Origin of the sequence: Chryseobacterium sp. BIGb0232, from assembly GCF_024810195.1 — a bacterium.
Lineage (GTDB): Bacteria > Bacteroidota > Bacteroidia > Flavobacteriales > Weeksellaceae > Chryseobacterium > Chryseobacterium pennae.
This window is the reverse complement of sequence record NZ_JANUEH010000008.1, coordinates 89,000-102,823: the sequence shown is the minus strand read 5'-3', so window position 1 is coordinate 102,823 and position 13,824 is coordinate 89,000. Positions and strand designations below refer to the sequence as shown.

Sequence of the window (13,824 nt, the reverse complement as noted above, 5' to 3'; positions counted from 1 at the left end):
AATTTCAAAAATCTGAAACAAAATATTTATACTATGGAATTTTCACCATTCAATACTGTTGTTAAGCTCTGTATTCAGGGAATGAGTATGGAAGAACAAAATAAACCTGCAGAAGCAGAAAAATTATTTATGCAAGGCTGGAATGAAGCAACAAACGATGTTGAGAAATTTCTTTCTGCATATTATATAGCACGACAGCAAAAAACACCATCTGATCAGTTGAAATGGCTCGAAACAGCGCTACAGTATGCTTTAAAAGCAAATGATGACACTGCCGGGAGCTCTTTTTACACCCTTTATGTAAAGATGGCTAAATGCTATGAAGAACTTTCAGATCCGGAAAAATCAAAAGAGTATAATGAGTTGGCGATATCAGTAAAAGATAAAATTTTTGATAAAGGTCCTTTTTATCATGGAACCAGAGCTGACCTGCAAATAGGAGATCTGCTAACGGCAGGTGGGCATTCTAATTATAAGTCAGAATTCATAATGAATCATATTTATTTTACAGCATTGGTAAATGGTGCAGGACTTGCGGCTGCATTAGCAAAGGGAATTGGATCTGAGCGGGTATATATTGTGGAACCAACAGGGCATTTTGAAAATGACCCGAATCTGACTGATAAAAAATTTCCAGGGAATCCAACCCGTTCTTACCGTTCAGAAGCCCCATTGAAAATTATTGGGGAAGTGACTGACTGGACTAAGCCCAATCCTGAAGATCTTCATAAATTCCGTGAAAAACTGGAAAACAATAAAGAAGATATAATCAATTAATCGAAGGGGAAATCCATCCGTATCAATAAAAAAGCGATGAAACATAAGTTTCATCGCTTTCTGTTACTAAGGTAAATTAATTCTTTTACCTTGTTCAGGGAAAATATATTTTACCTTTAAAGGATTGTTTTTCAATAACTCTTTTTTTATGATCTCAGGATTATCACCGGTAGGCTTTCTATGGGTCACTACAATTGTAAGACCTTCCAGATCTTTCTGTCCTGTTTTTTCTTTTAGCTTTTTGAGTTCTTCCACCAATAGATTAGGGGTAAGATGGCCAAACAGTAAATTTTCAGGCTGGCTGTTCGGGAAAGAAACTTCAATCAATATAGTGTTCAGTTGTTTCTTCTTTATCAATGGAGCTACATTTTTCCAAAGGTTGTCCATGCGGTCAGACTTTTCGATTCTGTCGGCACCGGTATCACCAAGATAAAGCAGATAATGATCATTGTTTCTTACAAGTGCAGCACTGCTTTTATACGGATTTACGTGGCTTAGCTCATATCCTGTTAAGAAAAAAGATGTCTTTTGTGTCGGGATTTCCACTCCCTCCTGAAGCTCATTATAATGGTACTTTCCAAGGATGGGTTTCTGTCCCTGATCTGCAAAATTGATCCAGGTATCTGTGATAAAATAATGATTCTGCAGGATTTGAACCACTGATGGGATAGCAAAAATATCTTTTTTGGCATCAGCTGGAGAATTGATAATAAGCCCTGCCAGATGATCCAGATGGCCGTGGGAAATGAAGTATCCTTTGATCTGATCTTTAAGAACCGTTTCTTCCGGACCGGTAAGACTTTTCTCTTCAACTGCTTTTCGGATTCCGGTATTTACAGTTCCGGCATCAAGGCAAAGAAATGTATTGTCTTGGGTGGCTCCGACTAAATAAGCGGATAAATTGTCCTCCTGTTCTCCCCCATAAATGCCCAATGGAATAACGTCAAAATTTTGTGCCTGGCAGGCCAGATGTAAAACAAGTGCCAGTAAAGAAAATGCTGCTTTTTTCATTCTATTAAAAACTAAAAACCTGACCTTTGCGCCAGGGTAGTGCAAATTTACATTATTTTTCTCCGGTTCTGCTGATCAAAAGACTGTCATTGTTGAAGAAAAAAGGGATCAGGCGCAAAAGTCTGAAGCTAAAGACTTATCAGGACTAAGGAAAAATATATTAAAATAGGATAAACAATAGCATTGATTTCTTTAAAAGATAATAGTTTAAATTCATTGTCTGTCAGTAATTGTCTGCCAAATGGCAACTTCCATCATCCATCCTCCAGTTTCCTGACCATTTCCCCTAATTTTATTATCTTTAAAGCTGAAAAACCACCAAAAACAGTCAATATGAAGATACAACCGTCCACTTTAGCTCTGGCAATACTTTTTCAGTTCTTGAGTATAACTGCATTTTCTCAAAAAACGGCAGCTTTGAACTCCTTACTGGATAAAAATACTGAATTTATTTTTCCGCAGACACCGGATAAAATCTCGAAGGCATTACATACGGGAACTGTTTTTTATGAAGATGCCAACGAGGAAAAATATGCCAAATGGATTACAGAATCAGGATTGGAGCTATATTCTAGCCTTGGAAAAAATAATGCTATTAATGAAATGTTCTTTGAAATCCCTGATGATAAAATATTGATCGTAGATGGATTACCTTATAATCTTACTCTAAATAAAACAACACTGGAGGAAGCTAAAGTTAAATTCAAAAAATATGGTGCAAAAGCTAAGAAACTGAGCGCTGACAGTGAATTTCCAGAAGGGTCAGAGCTGATTTTTAAAAGTGGGAAACACTATTCAACATTGTTTTTTAATGATAAAAATCTTTTAAAATCTTTAAGAATTACAACAGAACTTATTGATCCTGCAGCCAATTAAACAGACTGAAAATTTTCTATTACTAAAAGGAGAAAATTTATAAGTTAATAGGGTATTCATATTAAAAAACTATAACCATGAACGAAAAAAAAATAAGTGAATTAACTGATCAGGAGCTTTTAGAGAAAAAGAAGAAATCTAAATCTGGGAAAATAATAAATGCTGCTCTTATAGGGGCTTTCATTGGTATTGCAGTATACAGCAGTGTAAAAAACGGATTTGGATTTTTTACACTTTTTCCGCTATTTTTTGCAGGTCTTCTGGGAGTTCAGTATACCAGACGAGATCAGGCATTGGAACAGGAGCTGGAATCCAGAAACCTGAAATAGAATCAATGTTCAGGTATTAATGTTTGCCATTATCTGGAATTGAAAGAAACGCTTCAGAATCTTGATGAAAAATATTCTTCCCAGGCTATATTGAACAAAGCCGGAAAGAAGATCAAAGTCATGAATTGAGGTATGATCTTACTTTGATCATAGAAGGAACTGATGTTTTTAATCCGATGGCCTTTGCTCAATAATACTTTTATAGGTGAAAATCCTGTCTCCTTCGTTGAACATATTCGATAATAATACCAGATCAGGAGTTCCGTATTGCAATGCTTTTGCTTTCAATTTTGAATGGATGGTTTCCGGAGTGCCTATGACGACTTTATCAAGCAGAGCGTTGAACAATTCTTCGTCTTCACTGTTGTTAATAAGTGTTTCTACCTCTTCAGAAGGTTTCAATGCCTTAGGGGCTAAAATTTTTCTGGATTCTACGAACTGATACACCATTCCATATGCATTCCGGCGTGCCTGTTCAAGACTTTCGGCAACAGAAACAGAGAGAGCTACCTGAAAAGAAGGGAGATTATTGTATCCTGTAGGATTAAATTCTTCCAGATACATTTTCTGGATTTCGGTATTTGATCCTTCTGCAATGAAATCAGCCATAGAGTAGGAGATACCAAATTTTGCAGCTTCTTTAGCGGAACTTTCTCCGGAACCTAGCCAAGTGACCTCTGGCAATGTTGAGATATGTGTCGGCTGAGCGAATAGCTCAGCACCCTTATAGCTTTGTTCTTTGAGGTAAGCAATGATTTCTTCCAGTTTTTCATTCACATTATTCAGAATAGGAAGTTTATGACCATTTAAAGAGAGCACTGCATCTTTCAGACCTCCCGGAGCTTTTCCCAAACCAAGTATAAAACGGTCGGGATAGAGTAGCGCGAGCATTTTTGCCCATTCTGCAATTTTAAAAGCGGAATAGTTACGAAGCATAATTCCTCCGGTGCCTACTTTGATTTTTTTTGTATTGGCAAGAACCGTTGCTGCCAGGATTTCCGGACTGGAACTTCCATAGGCTTCCACACCATGGTGCTCTGCGTACAAAATGCTGTGATAGCCCAGCTCATCAGCCATATTGGCTAGGTTCAAACTGTTTTTGAGCGCAGTAGCAGCATTACCGCCTTTAATAACTGGAGTCTGGTCCAGGATGCTTAATTTCAGTTTCATTGTATTGATTTATGGGGCTATTAATGTAAGACAAAAAAAGGGAGACCTTCAAAAGATCTCCTGCTTTTTATTATTAATTTTTATGCTTAATTTAGTTGATCTCAACAAACAATTCTTCCTTCGATCTTCTTACTCTGTCCAGTTTTCCCCACCAGTCGGTCTCTTCATCTTTATAACCAAGAGCCATTAAAACAGTACTTTTTAAGCCTTGTTCAGGTAAATTCAGTAATTCATCCACTGCTTCATTGTTGAATCCTTCTATAGGAGTCGCATCCACTCTAAGGTCCGCAGCTGCCAAGAGCCCAAATCCTAAAGCAATGTAGGCTTGTTTGGAAGCGTTGTTAAAATGCTGTTCTCTGGTTTGTTTTTCCAGCATGCCCAATAGGTTCAAACGATAATCATCTGTTGCACTGTTAGGAAGATTTCTTACCTGATTGCTGAATTCAAAAAATGAATCAACTCTTTCTGTGGTATATTCATCCCATGCAGCAAAGACCAAAATGTGAGAAGCCCTTACAATCTGATCCTGATTACAGGAAATGGGCTGTAGTTTTTCTCTTAGCTCTCTGTTTTTGATAACTAAAACTTTAAATGGCTGTAATCCTGAACTTGATGGAGCAAGACGAATAGCTTCAAGTATCTGCTCCAGCTTTTCATTCTCAATGGGTTTTCCGTTATAGCCTTTGGTTGCAGATCTCCAGTTTAGTGTTTGCTGTAGTGACATAATTGTATTATTTACTTGTTGATTGATGATGCAAAGTTACGCCATAAGCAGTTGCTATTATATACCTGTTACCCTTAGGTAACCGGTTACCTAAGGGTAACCAAGTTTCGTTGATGTGGGATAATTATCTAATTTTGTAGTCTAATTATTCAATATGAAAAAAGAAAGATTGGAACTGGGGCCGGAGTGTAAAAATCATATCAGAGGAGTAAAAGACACGGTCTATTTATTGGAAGGAAAATGGAAAACCATAATCATCAGTCACTTGTATTTTGGGGGTAAAATGCGTTTTATGGACCTGAAAAGACAGCTTGAAGGCATTGCAGCCAAAACACTTTCAAAGGAACTTAAAGATTTGGAAATGAATAATCTGGTGAGCAGGACCCAAAATAATACAATGCCCGTTACAGTAGATTATGAACTTACAGACTTTGGAAAAAGCCTGCATGATATTATTGATACAATGGCAAAATGGGGAATAGAATACAGAGAGCAGCTGCTTACAAACTAAAAAAACAATATACATTAAAATCTATGCTGCTTAAAACAGAAATTTTAGCGGTATAAAATTCTTTTTATTCAATTTTTTAATTCAGAAACTATCTGTTTTGTGAATCGGTTAAAAGTAGCCTCTTTTTTCTATATACATCATGTTTTCTCGATAAAAATCTATAAAAATTTACTTTTTTCATTGTTTTATTAATGATATTTTTGCGCTTGTCTTGTTTGGCGGTGTATATTGTTTCTTAATATTAAATATTTGATGAAAAATTTCCCTATTCTTATTCTGTTGTTTTATTGCCTGTTTATACAGGGGCAAACCCGCATGGAGAAACAAATAGACAGCCTTTTGGATAAGTCTTTTACGGAATTTTCTGAAGTTCAATTGATTCCTTCTCTTAGGACAGCTAATGAAGCTTTAAAAAAATCAGATACATATAATTATTCAAAAGGAAAAACCCTGTCAAATATATACATTGCCAAAGTATTGGCGGAAACAGGAGGATACAATGAGGCGTTGGGTTATCTTAAAAAAGCAGAGCGTGAACCTTATTTCACATCTGTTATTGATACACAGGTTGAAGTTTACAGATTGAGAGGAAGAACGTACGGACTTCTTAACATGAATAAACTTGCTATTCAGGAATTTAATAAACAATTGAAATTTTCTCAGAAGATAAAAGATCCTTACAGAAAAGATATGTCTGCCTATTGGGCCCATGAGAATCTTTCAGAAGTTTTCACCCAGCTGCGCCAATATGATTCAACCTGGGTGCATTTACAACAGCAGGAAGATATTTTAAAAAAGCTGAAAGAAGAACAGGTTTTTTTCGATCTCAGTGGAACTTATGCTAAAAAGGGGCAGATGTACACGATCCAAAAAGAATATGTAAAAGCTCAGGAATATCTGGATAAATCATTGTTTTTGCTTGAAAAATACAAGGTGCCTTATTTATACTTTGCTTTGAGAAAGTATGGAGATTTGGAAGCTGCCAGAGGAAATCAGGAACTGGCAATCAGCTATTACCGTAAAGCGCTTCAGAATGCTAAAGAATTAGATGCTACAGATGCTGTGCAGCAGCTATACAGCGTACTTGGAGATTACTTTATGAAAAATAATCTTGATCCCAGGGAAGCCAACAGCTATCTTTATCAATATCAGAAACTCACTGATTCCCTTGATGTAGCAAATAAACAGGTGGTAGAGCAGGCATTAAGTCAGATCCTGGATCAGAAAGAACATGAAAACAACATGAAAAGCAGGAAATATGTATATCTTATTGTGTTGGCAGTTCTTGTATTGCTTATTGTTGCTTTATTTTGGTACAGATGGCATATAAAAAATAAAAAGCTTATCTATAAAAATAAAAAAACTCTCACTGAAATGAGTCAGGCAACCGTAGTACTCGAAAGGAAGATTGAGGAGAATAAATTCAATGATCTTATTACTTTGGCAAAAAGTAATAATCCTGAATTTCTGACCCTTTTTTCAGAATTATACCCGGGTTTTATTCAGAAATTAAAAGCAATTGATCCGAAGGTCAGGAGTAGTGAGCTTACTTTTTGCGCAATGGCTTACCTTAATTTTTCCGCTAAAGATATTGCAACCTATACGTATGTAACCCTGGGAGCCGTTGAAATGCGACGAAGCAGACTCCGTAAGAAATATAGTATCCCTTCAGATATAGACTTCAACAACTGGATGAGAAGAGATTATTAACATCTTGAACCTCCTGTATTATTTAGATAACAGTAACCATTGGCAGATATGTCAATGGTTTTTTATTGTATACCGGAGATGATTAGGAAGCTTGATTTTGATAATAAGCAGGAGATACTATTCATAAGATATGAGGATGTGATTGGATTTCTATACCGAAATAACATTTAAGATCAACTTTGCTTTCCGGTGTACGAAAAAATCTCCATAATAATCAGAAGTTTTACTTTTGAATGAGATCCCGCAATCTTAGATCTGTATTTGAAGCAGAGGATAAGGAGAAGCATGAAATTGTAAATGTTCAGTTTTATTCTTAATCCATTAAAGGGATTTTCATTAAAATGAACAAGATTTTACTTCTGAATTGTTACAATAAATACTAATTTTTCGTGTAAAAACTGACGAAAAGTTATACTCGTTTTTCAGGATGAAATCTTTTCGTTTTTTTAATGGAATCTGTTTATTGCTAAATGTAGAATAATTAGATTTGGCTTGTTTTTATATTATTGAAAATCAATAACTTGTAACTGTGTATAGCTTTTGTAGGGGGTGTGTAATTTGCTATTAAACACTAAAATAATGAATATTTGCCCATTCAAATTGATGAAGAATACAGAACTGAAAAACACAAATAATTCACAAAATGAATGACAATAATAATTAAACTGTAAAAGACGATTGTTTATCTATTTATTTTCTGATCTAAACACTAAGACTATTTCGAACCATGACAATACAAATAATAACATTCAAAAAAGAAAATCTCCATTTTATAGGGAGATTGTTTTTGCTGGACTGTTTTGTGATCATCAGCTTTTTGTATGCTCAGGTATGCATTGGGAATAAAGAAACTGGTATGGCCGGATTTTCTTCCTTAGAGAATAAAGGCTGTACTCATTTATATTTTTTAAATAGAGATAAACCATTTGAAATTGTCACTGTAAAACATCCTCTGTTTTTATTAAGATCACCTTCTTCCGGATAAATTCATATCCGTTGAAATAACATTTAGTTTTTATCCTATAATAAAATGGGAGAGTGCCCAATTTCATTACATCAAAAGTGTAATGCAGGTATTGAACTGCATATGATGAAAAAAAACAAATAAAAAATATAACCTAACAACAATGAAGAAAAATTTAATTTTTGCAGCGACACTCTTAACCGGGGTCTCTGCTTTCGGACAGATAGGTATCAGTACACCCGATCCCAAGGCAACACTGGATATTGTAGCTTCCCCTGCAGATTATACCAAAACTGACGGACTTATTGCCCCAAGACTGAAAGGCGCAGAACTTAAAGCCAAAGATTCTAATTACACAAATGATCAGACGGGAGCCATTGTATATGTAACGGAAGGATTAGATGAAGCCGATACAACAGACAAAACAAAAAATATCACCAAGGTTGGCTATTATCACTTTGATGGTTCAGTCTGGCAAAAACTGGGACATAACATCTACAATACAGATGATGTTTTTACCAGTGACAGATCTGCATACCTCAAGAAAGATAAGTATTTGCTCTTTGATGGTCCCGGATATGTTGGGATAGGAGATGTAGATCCTCTTGCAAAGCTATATGTGGATGGTTTTATACAGTTTAGTTCAGATTCTGATTATGGAGTAGGAAGGGTTTTTAATGATAGTACTGGTGAAAAATATGGAATGACCCAAAGTTCATATTTCCCAAAAACCGGAGATGCAGACTCACCGGGAACCAGACTTTATACCTCTGGAGGTGTTAAAGGACATATTTCATTTGGTCAGTATACAAGTCCTACCGCCTATAGTGAATGGGCTCGTTTTGCACATAATACGGGAAATCTGGGGATCAATACAATCAATGAAACCCAGAATAACCCCACTGAAAAACTGGATGTTAACGGAAATGTAAGAATCCGTACTTTACCTCTTAATGGTTCCGCAGATGTACTGTTTACCAATCCTGATGGAACAAGAAATGAAAGTAAGAGCCAACCTTTTTTTGCAACAAAAACTGTAGTGGCTGACAATAACGGGATATTGGGAGCATTAAAGGGAGTGCCTGCTGTAACCACAATGTATGCCGGTGGAGATAATAATGATGCTCTTGGAGAGACTATTACCACTATAGGAGCCCATAATTATAAAGAAGCAAAGGCAGACTTAACCAAAAGGACATTTACTTTAACTAAGAAATCAATCGTAACATTTTCACATTCAACAAGTGCTTCCCATTTTGCAAAAGATGCCGGGCAGTATGCCGGATATGGTTTGGAAGACGTATATGCCAAGTTAATCCAGGTGAATGTGAGACTATATTCAGGATCCACAACTGATACTCCTTATTTTTCTAAGGCTATGATATTACGTTCCAGCATGTCTTATACCAATGGAAAACTGGGTGGAGTCTGGGGAACATTTTATATTGACGGTACCAGAAGCGTTGTATTAGAGCCTGGAATCTATACTGCTGTATTGGAAGGTTATGTATATGCCGCAGATGAAGATGGGATAAGAGTTGATTTCGGTGGCTTTAATGATTGTGCACCGAGTCCTTCCTCAGGATGTGAAAAAACCTACGGAGATAACCGCTTTGATATTGTAGGAACTACAATTAATTAGATTCTAACTACACAAATGATTCCGCAGATTTATATAAAATCTGTATTCTCAAAATAACACACAAGGATAAATAAATATACAACACATGAAAAAAAACATCATTCTTTCAGGAGTACTCCTGATCTCCGGCTTTGCATTTTCACAGGTAGGAGTGAATACAGCAACTCCCCAGGCAACCTTTGATATCGTGGGGATGTCAACAGATAGTACTAAAACAGATGGACTGATCGCACCGAGATTAAAAGGCTCAGAACTGAAAACCAAAGATGGATTATATTCCGCAGCCCAGACAGGAGCCATTGTCTACGTTACTGAGGCTTTAACCTCTACCGGAACGACTGCAAAAACGGCTAATGTAACAACAGCAGGATATTTCTATTTTGATGGAACATTATGGCAGAAGTTAGCATATGGAACTTTTACAGAAACAGACGGAGTTATTGGTAATGAGGTGCTTAATGCAACTACTAATGGCGGATTAGTCAGAGCCGGAGCCGGAACGGCAGCCAGTCCTTATACATTGGGACTTACCTCTGGAACTGCCAATGGACAGATCATGACATGGAACGGTACAACATGGAGTCCTGCTGCTGTTAATCTTACTGAAGTAGACGGAGTTATTGGTAATGAGGTACTTAACGGAACAACTAACGGTGGATTAACCAGAGCAGGAGCCGGAACAGCAGCAAGTCCTTATACATTGGGCCTTACCTCTGGAACAGCCAATGGACAGGTCATGACATGGAACGGTACAACATGGAGTCCTGCAGCTGTTAAGTTTACTGAGGTAGACGGAGTGGTTGGTAATGAGGTACTTAATGCAACTACTAATGGTGGGTTAACCAGAGCTGGATCCGGTACATCTGCAAGTCCTTATACATTGGGTCTTACTTCAGGATCTGCAAACGGGCAGGTCATGACATGGAACGGAACAGCATGGGGTTCTGCAAACGCTTTGAATATTTACAATGCTAATGGAACTCTTACAGAACCAAGAACTTTAACCCAAAATGGAAATAGTCTTACTTTTCAAAGGACTCAAAAAACTCAATTTGAAAATTCTGCAGGAGTAGGACTAGTGCAAGATTCTGGTAGTGGAACAAGATCTTCTATAGGACTTTCCAATGGAGGAAACTATCAGCTTTGGCTATATACTGATACAAATGATGCTGCGCAAATTAGTGCTACCGGTAAAAGTACTTCTCTATCTATAGGAACTGGCAGTACGATTAATCCTTCAGGAATTGATTTTCATACAAGTTTAGGAGGAGGAGACACAGGGACTCAAAGAGCACAAATTGATCCGAATGGAAAATTCAATATCAATAATACCTTAAGTGTGGGCTATACCAGCCAGCAAACCTTTGCCAGCAATCAGAAGCTGAAAGTAAACGGAAGTATTGTTACCGCAGGCAGCAGCTATCCTGATTATGTTTTTGAAGAGTATTATGATAAAAGTTCGGAGATAAAACCTGCTTATAAGTTCACTTCTTTATATGATACCGAAAAATTCATTAAAGAAAACAGACATCTTCCCGGTGTAACTTCTATTAAAGAGCTGGAGAAAACTGCGGAGGGATATTCTTTCAATATTTCAGACCTGTCTGTACAGTCATTAGAGAAAATTGAAGAGCTGTATCTACACACCATAGAACAGCAGAAGCAGATTGATGAACAAAAAAACAACATCGTTTCATTACTGAAAATTACAGAGAAGCTGCAGGCGGAGATAGACGTTTTGAAAAAGCAATAAAATAGTAAATAATGTGATTACAGTGTTTCGGTACAAAGGGGGCAGAAACTGTCCCCGGAGTACTGATTGAATGGACGTTGATGAATAAAATTTTATTTGAAGATGATAAAACACAATGTATTGATAGATTTTAAAGAAATTCATATGGGAAACCTGATTAAGATCCGGGTTCGGGAGAAAAAGATGGGCTTGCTCAGGATATGTGGTTTTCTTAAATGTACAGCAGAAGAAATTGAAAAAATGTACATCTCCAGCAGTATTGATTCTGACATGCTTTTAAAATGGAGTAAACTTTTAGAATACGACTTCTTCCGAATTTATTCTCAGCATATCATTCTGTATGCTCCCTGTAGTTCGGATCAGGAAAAAGAACAGTCTAAAGAAGATTCTGGATTGCCCAACTTCAGAAAAAGTCTTTATACAAGGGAAATTATTGATTTTATGCTGAATCAGTATAATTCCGGAAATATGTCCAGACAGGAAATTTATCAAAGATATAATATTCCGAAATCAACCTTTCACAAATGGCTGAATAAATATAATAGTGAACTTAAAGAATCTGAATAATAGCATTCTGTACTCTTTTCATACCGTAAATTAAACTGTGACATGAAAATGAACCGCCCCAATTATAAAATTATTTATCAGGATATGCTCCAAAGTGAGCACCCCAATAAAATAAATGAATGCAAAGAATTATTAAAAAAGAAAGATCTGGATACGGCAGATATTCTGGAGCTTAACCGGAGAATCTTTCCTCAGATTTATAAAAACAAAGAAAAATGTTCCCAAAGGCATCGTGCCTACAACGAATCTGATATTTTGAGGGTATTGGAGTTTCAGAAAAAGAACAGTCTGAACAATTCTCAGCTGGCCAGCCATTTTAAAATGAGCAGAAATACCATTACCAAATGGAGAAAGCTGGAAAAGCTTGTGAAATAAAATAGAAGTGAAATCCTGCAGCTCATAGAACTGCAGGGTTTTATATGAATATAATAGTTTATCAATTAATCAGATAAAGCTTTATTGATTACTTTTCTCAATCCTGATGGACTCACTTGGGTCAGTTGTAGTGATTCGCAGCCGTTAAAGGATGCAAAACGCTTTACAGCATCAGCAAATGATGGTATCCAAAGTTCCGGAGGAAGGTCTGTATTCTCAATATGTAGGGAAATCAGCTCAAGTTTTTTATCTTTCCTGTGTGCTTTACAATCCACTCTTCCGATAAATGTATTCCCAAATAAGATAGGTAGACAGAAATAACCATACTGCCTTTTTTCCTTAGGAACATAGCACTCAAGACGGAAATCAAAATCGAAAATTTGTTTCACACGGTCACGGTGAATAATAGAATTGTCAAATGGAGACAGCAATCTGATACCTGAAACCGCTATATTATCAGACCTTTCAAGCAAATCACTCTGAATAAAAACAGAAGAAAGCCCTTCAACGGAAACCTTCTGTATTTCCCCCTTTTCAAGCAAAGACTGTAAGACCAGATTCACATTTTTTTTCAGGGTATCACCTTTCCTGAGATGGGTGATTTGTTTTAAAGTAGTAAAACCATAGGCATGGAGAGTTGTTTTTACCAGATATTCTGCTAGTTCAAGTGGAGTAGGTGGTGTGGTATTAATGGATGAAGGCAATACCCTTTCTGTAAGGTCATAGGTTTTCTGCATACCACTTCGGCCACTTATCATAAGGTCGCCCTGCATAAAAAGCCGTTCAAGAGCCAGTTTAGCAGGTTTCCAGTTCCACCAGCTTCCTTCTTTATTCTTTTTACTCTCAAAATCCCTTGCCATTTTAGGACCTTCTGTCCGGATGGTGTCTATCACATATTTCATGACCTTTTTGTCCGCATTATAATAATGGGAGTCACTTTGCTTTACATGGAGCATTTGTGGCAATGCATACCGGAAATCCTGCATCGGAAGGTAAGAGGCGGCATGAAACCAGTATTCAAATATTTTACGTTCTTCCACCAGTTCGTCCAGATAATGGGGTTTAAAATCAGGAATTCTTGTCCATAAAGTATGATGATGAGCCCTCTCTATCACAGACAACGTATCAATCTGTAGATATGCAAGACGTTCCAGAGTAGTAAGCACAGCCTCTTTTCCGGTTCCGAACGGTGTGGTCTGTGTTAATCCCTGACGCTCTAATGTAATAAGCTGTAGTGTTTGTAATGCAGGTATCTTTGTCATAGCAATAGGATACAAATGTATTGAATTAAATCAGTCACAGATCGGATATATTGATAGAACAGGAAAAAAGGTCATTGATTTTAAGTTTTATGAAGCTTGGGATTTTTCTGAAGGATTGGCGGTAGCGACCATTGAAAAAGAATAAAACGGATC

Annotated in this window: 14 protein-coding genes; 10 read left to right on the top strand and 4 right to left on the bottom strand. The window is 36.7% G+C overall.

Translation table 11 applies throughout. The features are described from left to right. Window positions 1–363: 363 nt before the first annotated feature. Window positions 364–777, top strand: coding sequence for an NAD(+)--rifampin ADP-ribosyltransferase (gene arr, locus M2372_RS25545; protein ID WP_409013144.1), 414 nt, complete (start codon window positions 364–366; stop codon window positions 775–777). A gap of 66 nt (window positions 778–843) precedes the next feature. On the opposite strand, the gene M2372_RS17345 is transcribed toward arr, so the two are convergent. Next, on the bottom strand, window positions 844–1,788 hold the full coding sequence (locus M2372_RS17345) for an MBL fold metallo-hydrolase (RefSeq protein ID WP_123319466.1): 945 nt from the start codon (window positions 1,786–1,788) through the stop codon (window positions 844–846). A gap of 333 nt (window positions 1,789–2,121) precedes the next feature. Here M2372_RS17345 and M2372_RS17340 point away from each other — a divergent pair, with 333 nt between their 5' ends. Continuing rightward, entirely contained in the window at window positions 2,122–2,664 is a 543-nt protein-coding gene (locus M2372_RS17340) for a hypothetical protein (protein WP_123319465.1), read from the top strand. Between the two features lie 77 nt (window positions 2,665–2,741). Then, the gene (locus M2372_RS17335) at window positions 2,742–2,993 is read left to right on the top strand and encodes a hypothetical protein (RefSeq protein WP_123319464.1); all 252 of its coding nucleotides are present in this window, start codon (window positions 2,742–2,744) and stop codon (window positions 2,991–2,993) included. 168 nt (window positions 2,994–3,161) lie between these two features. Here the strand turns inward: M2372_RS17335 and M2372_RS17330 are convergent, their stop codons facing one another. Then, complete coding sequence (locus M2372_RS17330) at window positions 3,162–4,163, bottom strand: MsnO8 family LLM class oxidoreductase (protein WP_123319463.1); 1,002 nt, start codon at window positions 4,161–4,163, stop codon at window positions 3,162–3,164. 91 nt (window positions 4,164–4,254) lie between these two features. Beyond that, window positions 4,255–4,887, bottom strand: a complete 633-nt coding sequence (locus M2372_RS17325) for an NAD(P)H-dependent oxidoreductase (RefSeq protein ID WP_123319462.1) — start codon at window positions 4,885–4,887, stop codon at window positions 4,255–4,257. 154 nt (window positions 4,888–5,041) lie between these two features. Here M2372_RS17325 and M2372_RS17320 point away from each other — a divergent pair, with 154 nt between their 5' ends. The 6 genes from M2372_RS17320 (at window position 5,042) to M2372_RS17295 (ending at window position 12,409) form a co-directional block, all read left to right on the top strand. Further along, complete coding sequence (locus M2372_RS17320; RefSeq protein ID WP_123319461.1) at window positions 5,042–5,398, top strand: helix-turn-helix domain-containing protein; 357 nt, start codon at window positions 5,042–5,044, stop codon at window positions 5,396–5,398. 315 nt (window positions 5,399–5,713) lie between these two features. Then, window positions 5,714–7,108 (top strand): tetratricopeptide repeat protein, encoded by a 1,395-nt coding sequence (locus M2372_RS17315; RefSeq protein WP_123319460.1) that lies wholly within the window; start codon window positions 5,714–5,716, stop codon window positions 7,106–7,108. 1,127 nt (window positions 7,109–8,235) lie between these two features. Then, window positions 8,236–9,714: a hypothetical protein gene (locus tag M2372_RS17310; protein WP_123319458.1), complete on the top strand. Its 1,479-nt coding sequence runs from the start codon at window positions 8,236–8,238 to the stop codon at window positions 9,712–9,714. 85 nt (window positions 9,715–9,799) lie between these two features. Continuing rightward, complete coding sequence (locus tag M2372_RS17305) at window positions 9,800–11,467, top strand: hypothetical protein (RefSeq protein ID WP_123319457.1); 1,668 nt, start codon at window positions 9,800–9,802, stop codon at window positions 11,465–11,467. Between the two features lie 102 nt (window positions 11,468–11,569). After that, entirely contained in the window at window positions 11,570–12,034 is a 465-nt protein-coding gene (locus M2372_RS17300; protein WP_228455710.1) for a transposase, read from the top strand. Window positions 12,035–12,076: 42 nt separating this feature from the next. Then, window positions 12,077–12,409 (top strand): helix-turn-helix domain-containing protein, encoded by a 333-nt coding sequence (locus M2372_RS17295; RefSeq protein WP_123319456.1) that lies wholly within the window; start codon window positions 12,077–12,079, stop codon window positions 12,407–12,409. Between the two features lie 65 nt (window positions 12,410–12,474). Here M2372_RS17295 and M2372_RS17290 read toward each other — a convergent pair whose 3' ends face one another. After that, a complete protein-coding gene (locus M2372_RS17290) occupies window positions 12,475–13,671 on the bottom strand; it encodes a winged helix-turn-helix domain-containing protein (RefSeq protein WP_123319455.1) in 1,197 nt (398 codons plus the stop codon). Between M2372_RS17290 and M2372_RS25665 the strand changes: the two genes are divergently transcribed. After that, window positions 13,634–13,816, top strand: coding sequence for a WG repeat-containing protein (locus tag M2372_RS25665; RefSeq protein ID WP_123320097.1), 183 nt, complete (start codon window positions 13,634–13,636; stop codon window positions 13,814–13,816). The genes M2372_RS17290 and M2372_RS25665 overlap by 38 nt on opposite strands. Window positions 13,817–13,824: the final 8 nt, after the last annotated feature.

Coding starts and splice junctions, on each gene's coding strand:
- M2372_RS17345 (WP_123319466.1), bottom strand. CDS start 1,788: ATGAAAAAAGCAGCATTTTCTTTACTGGCACTTGTTTTACATCTGGCC.
- M2372_RS17340 (WP_123319465.1), top strand. CDS start 2,122: ATGAAGATACAACCGTCCACTTTAGCTCTGGCAATACTTTTTCAGTTC.
- M2372_RS17335 (WP_123319464.1), top strand. CDS start 2,742: ATGAACGAAAAAAAAATAAGTGAATTAACTGATCAGGAGCTTTTAGAG.
- M2372_RS17330 (WP_123319463.1), bottom strand. CDS start 4,163: ATGAAACTGAAATTAAGCATCCTGGACCAGACTCCAGTTATTAAAGGC.
- M2372_RS17325 (WP_123319462.1), bottom strand. CDS start 4,887: ATGTCACTACAGCAAACACTAAACTGGAGATCTGCAACCAAAGGCTAT.
- M2372_RS17320 (WP_123319461.1), top strand. CDS start 5,042: ATGAAAAAAGAAAGATTGGAACTGGGGCCGGAGTGTAAAAATCATATC.
- M2372_RS17315 (WP_123319460.1), top strand. CDS start 5,714: ATGGAGAAACAAATAGACAGCCTTTTGGATAAGTCTTTTACGGAATTT.
- M2372_RS17310 (WP_123319458.1), top strand. CDS start 8,236: ATGAAGAAAAATTTAATTTTTGCAGCGACACTCTTAACCGGGGTCTCT.
- M2372_RS17305 (WP_123319457.1), top strand. CDS start 9,800: ATGAAAAAAAACATCATTCTTTCAGGAGTACTCCTGATCTCCGGCTTT.
- M2372_RS17300 (WP_228455710.1), top strand. CDS start 11,570: ATGATAAAACACAATGTATTGATAGATTTTAAAGAAATTCATATGGGA.
- M2372_RS17295 (WP_123319456.1), top strand. CDS start 12,077: ATGAAAATGAACCGCCCCAATTATAAAATTATTTATCAGGATATGCTC.
- M2372_RS17290 (WP_123319455.1), bottom strand. CDS start 13,671: ATGACAAAGATACCTGCATTACAAACACTACAGCTTATTACATTAGAG.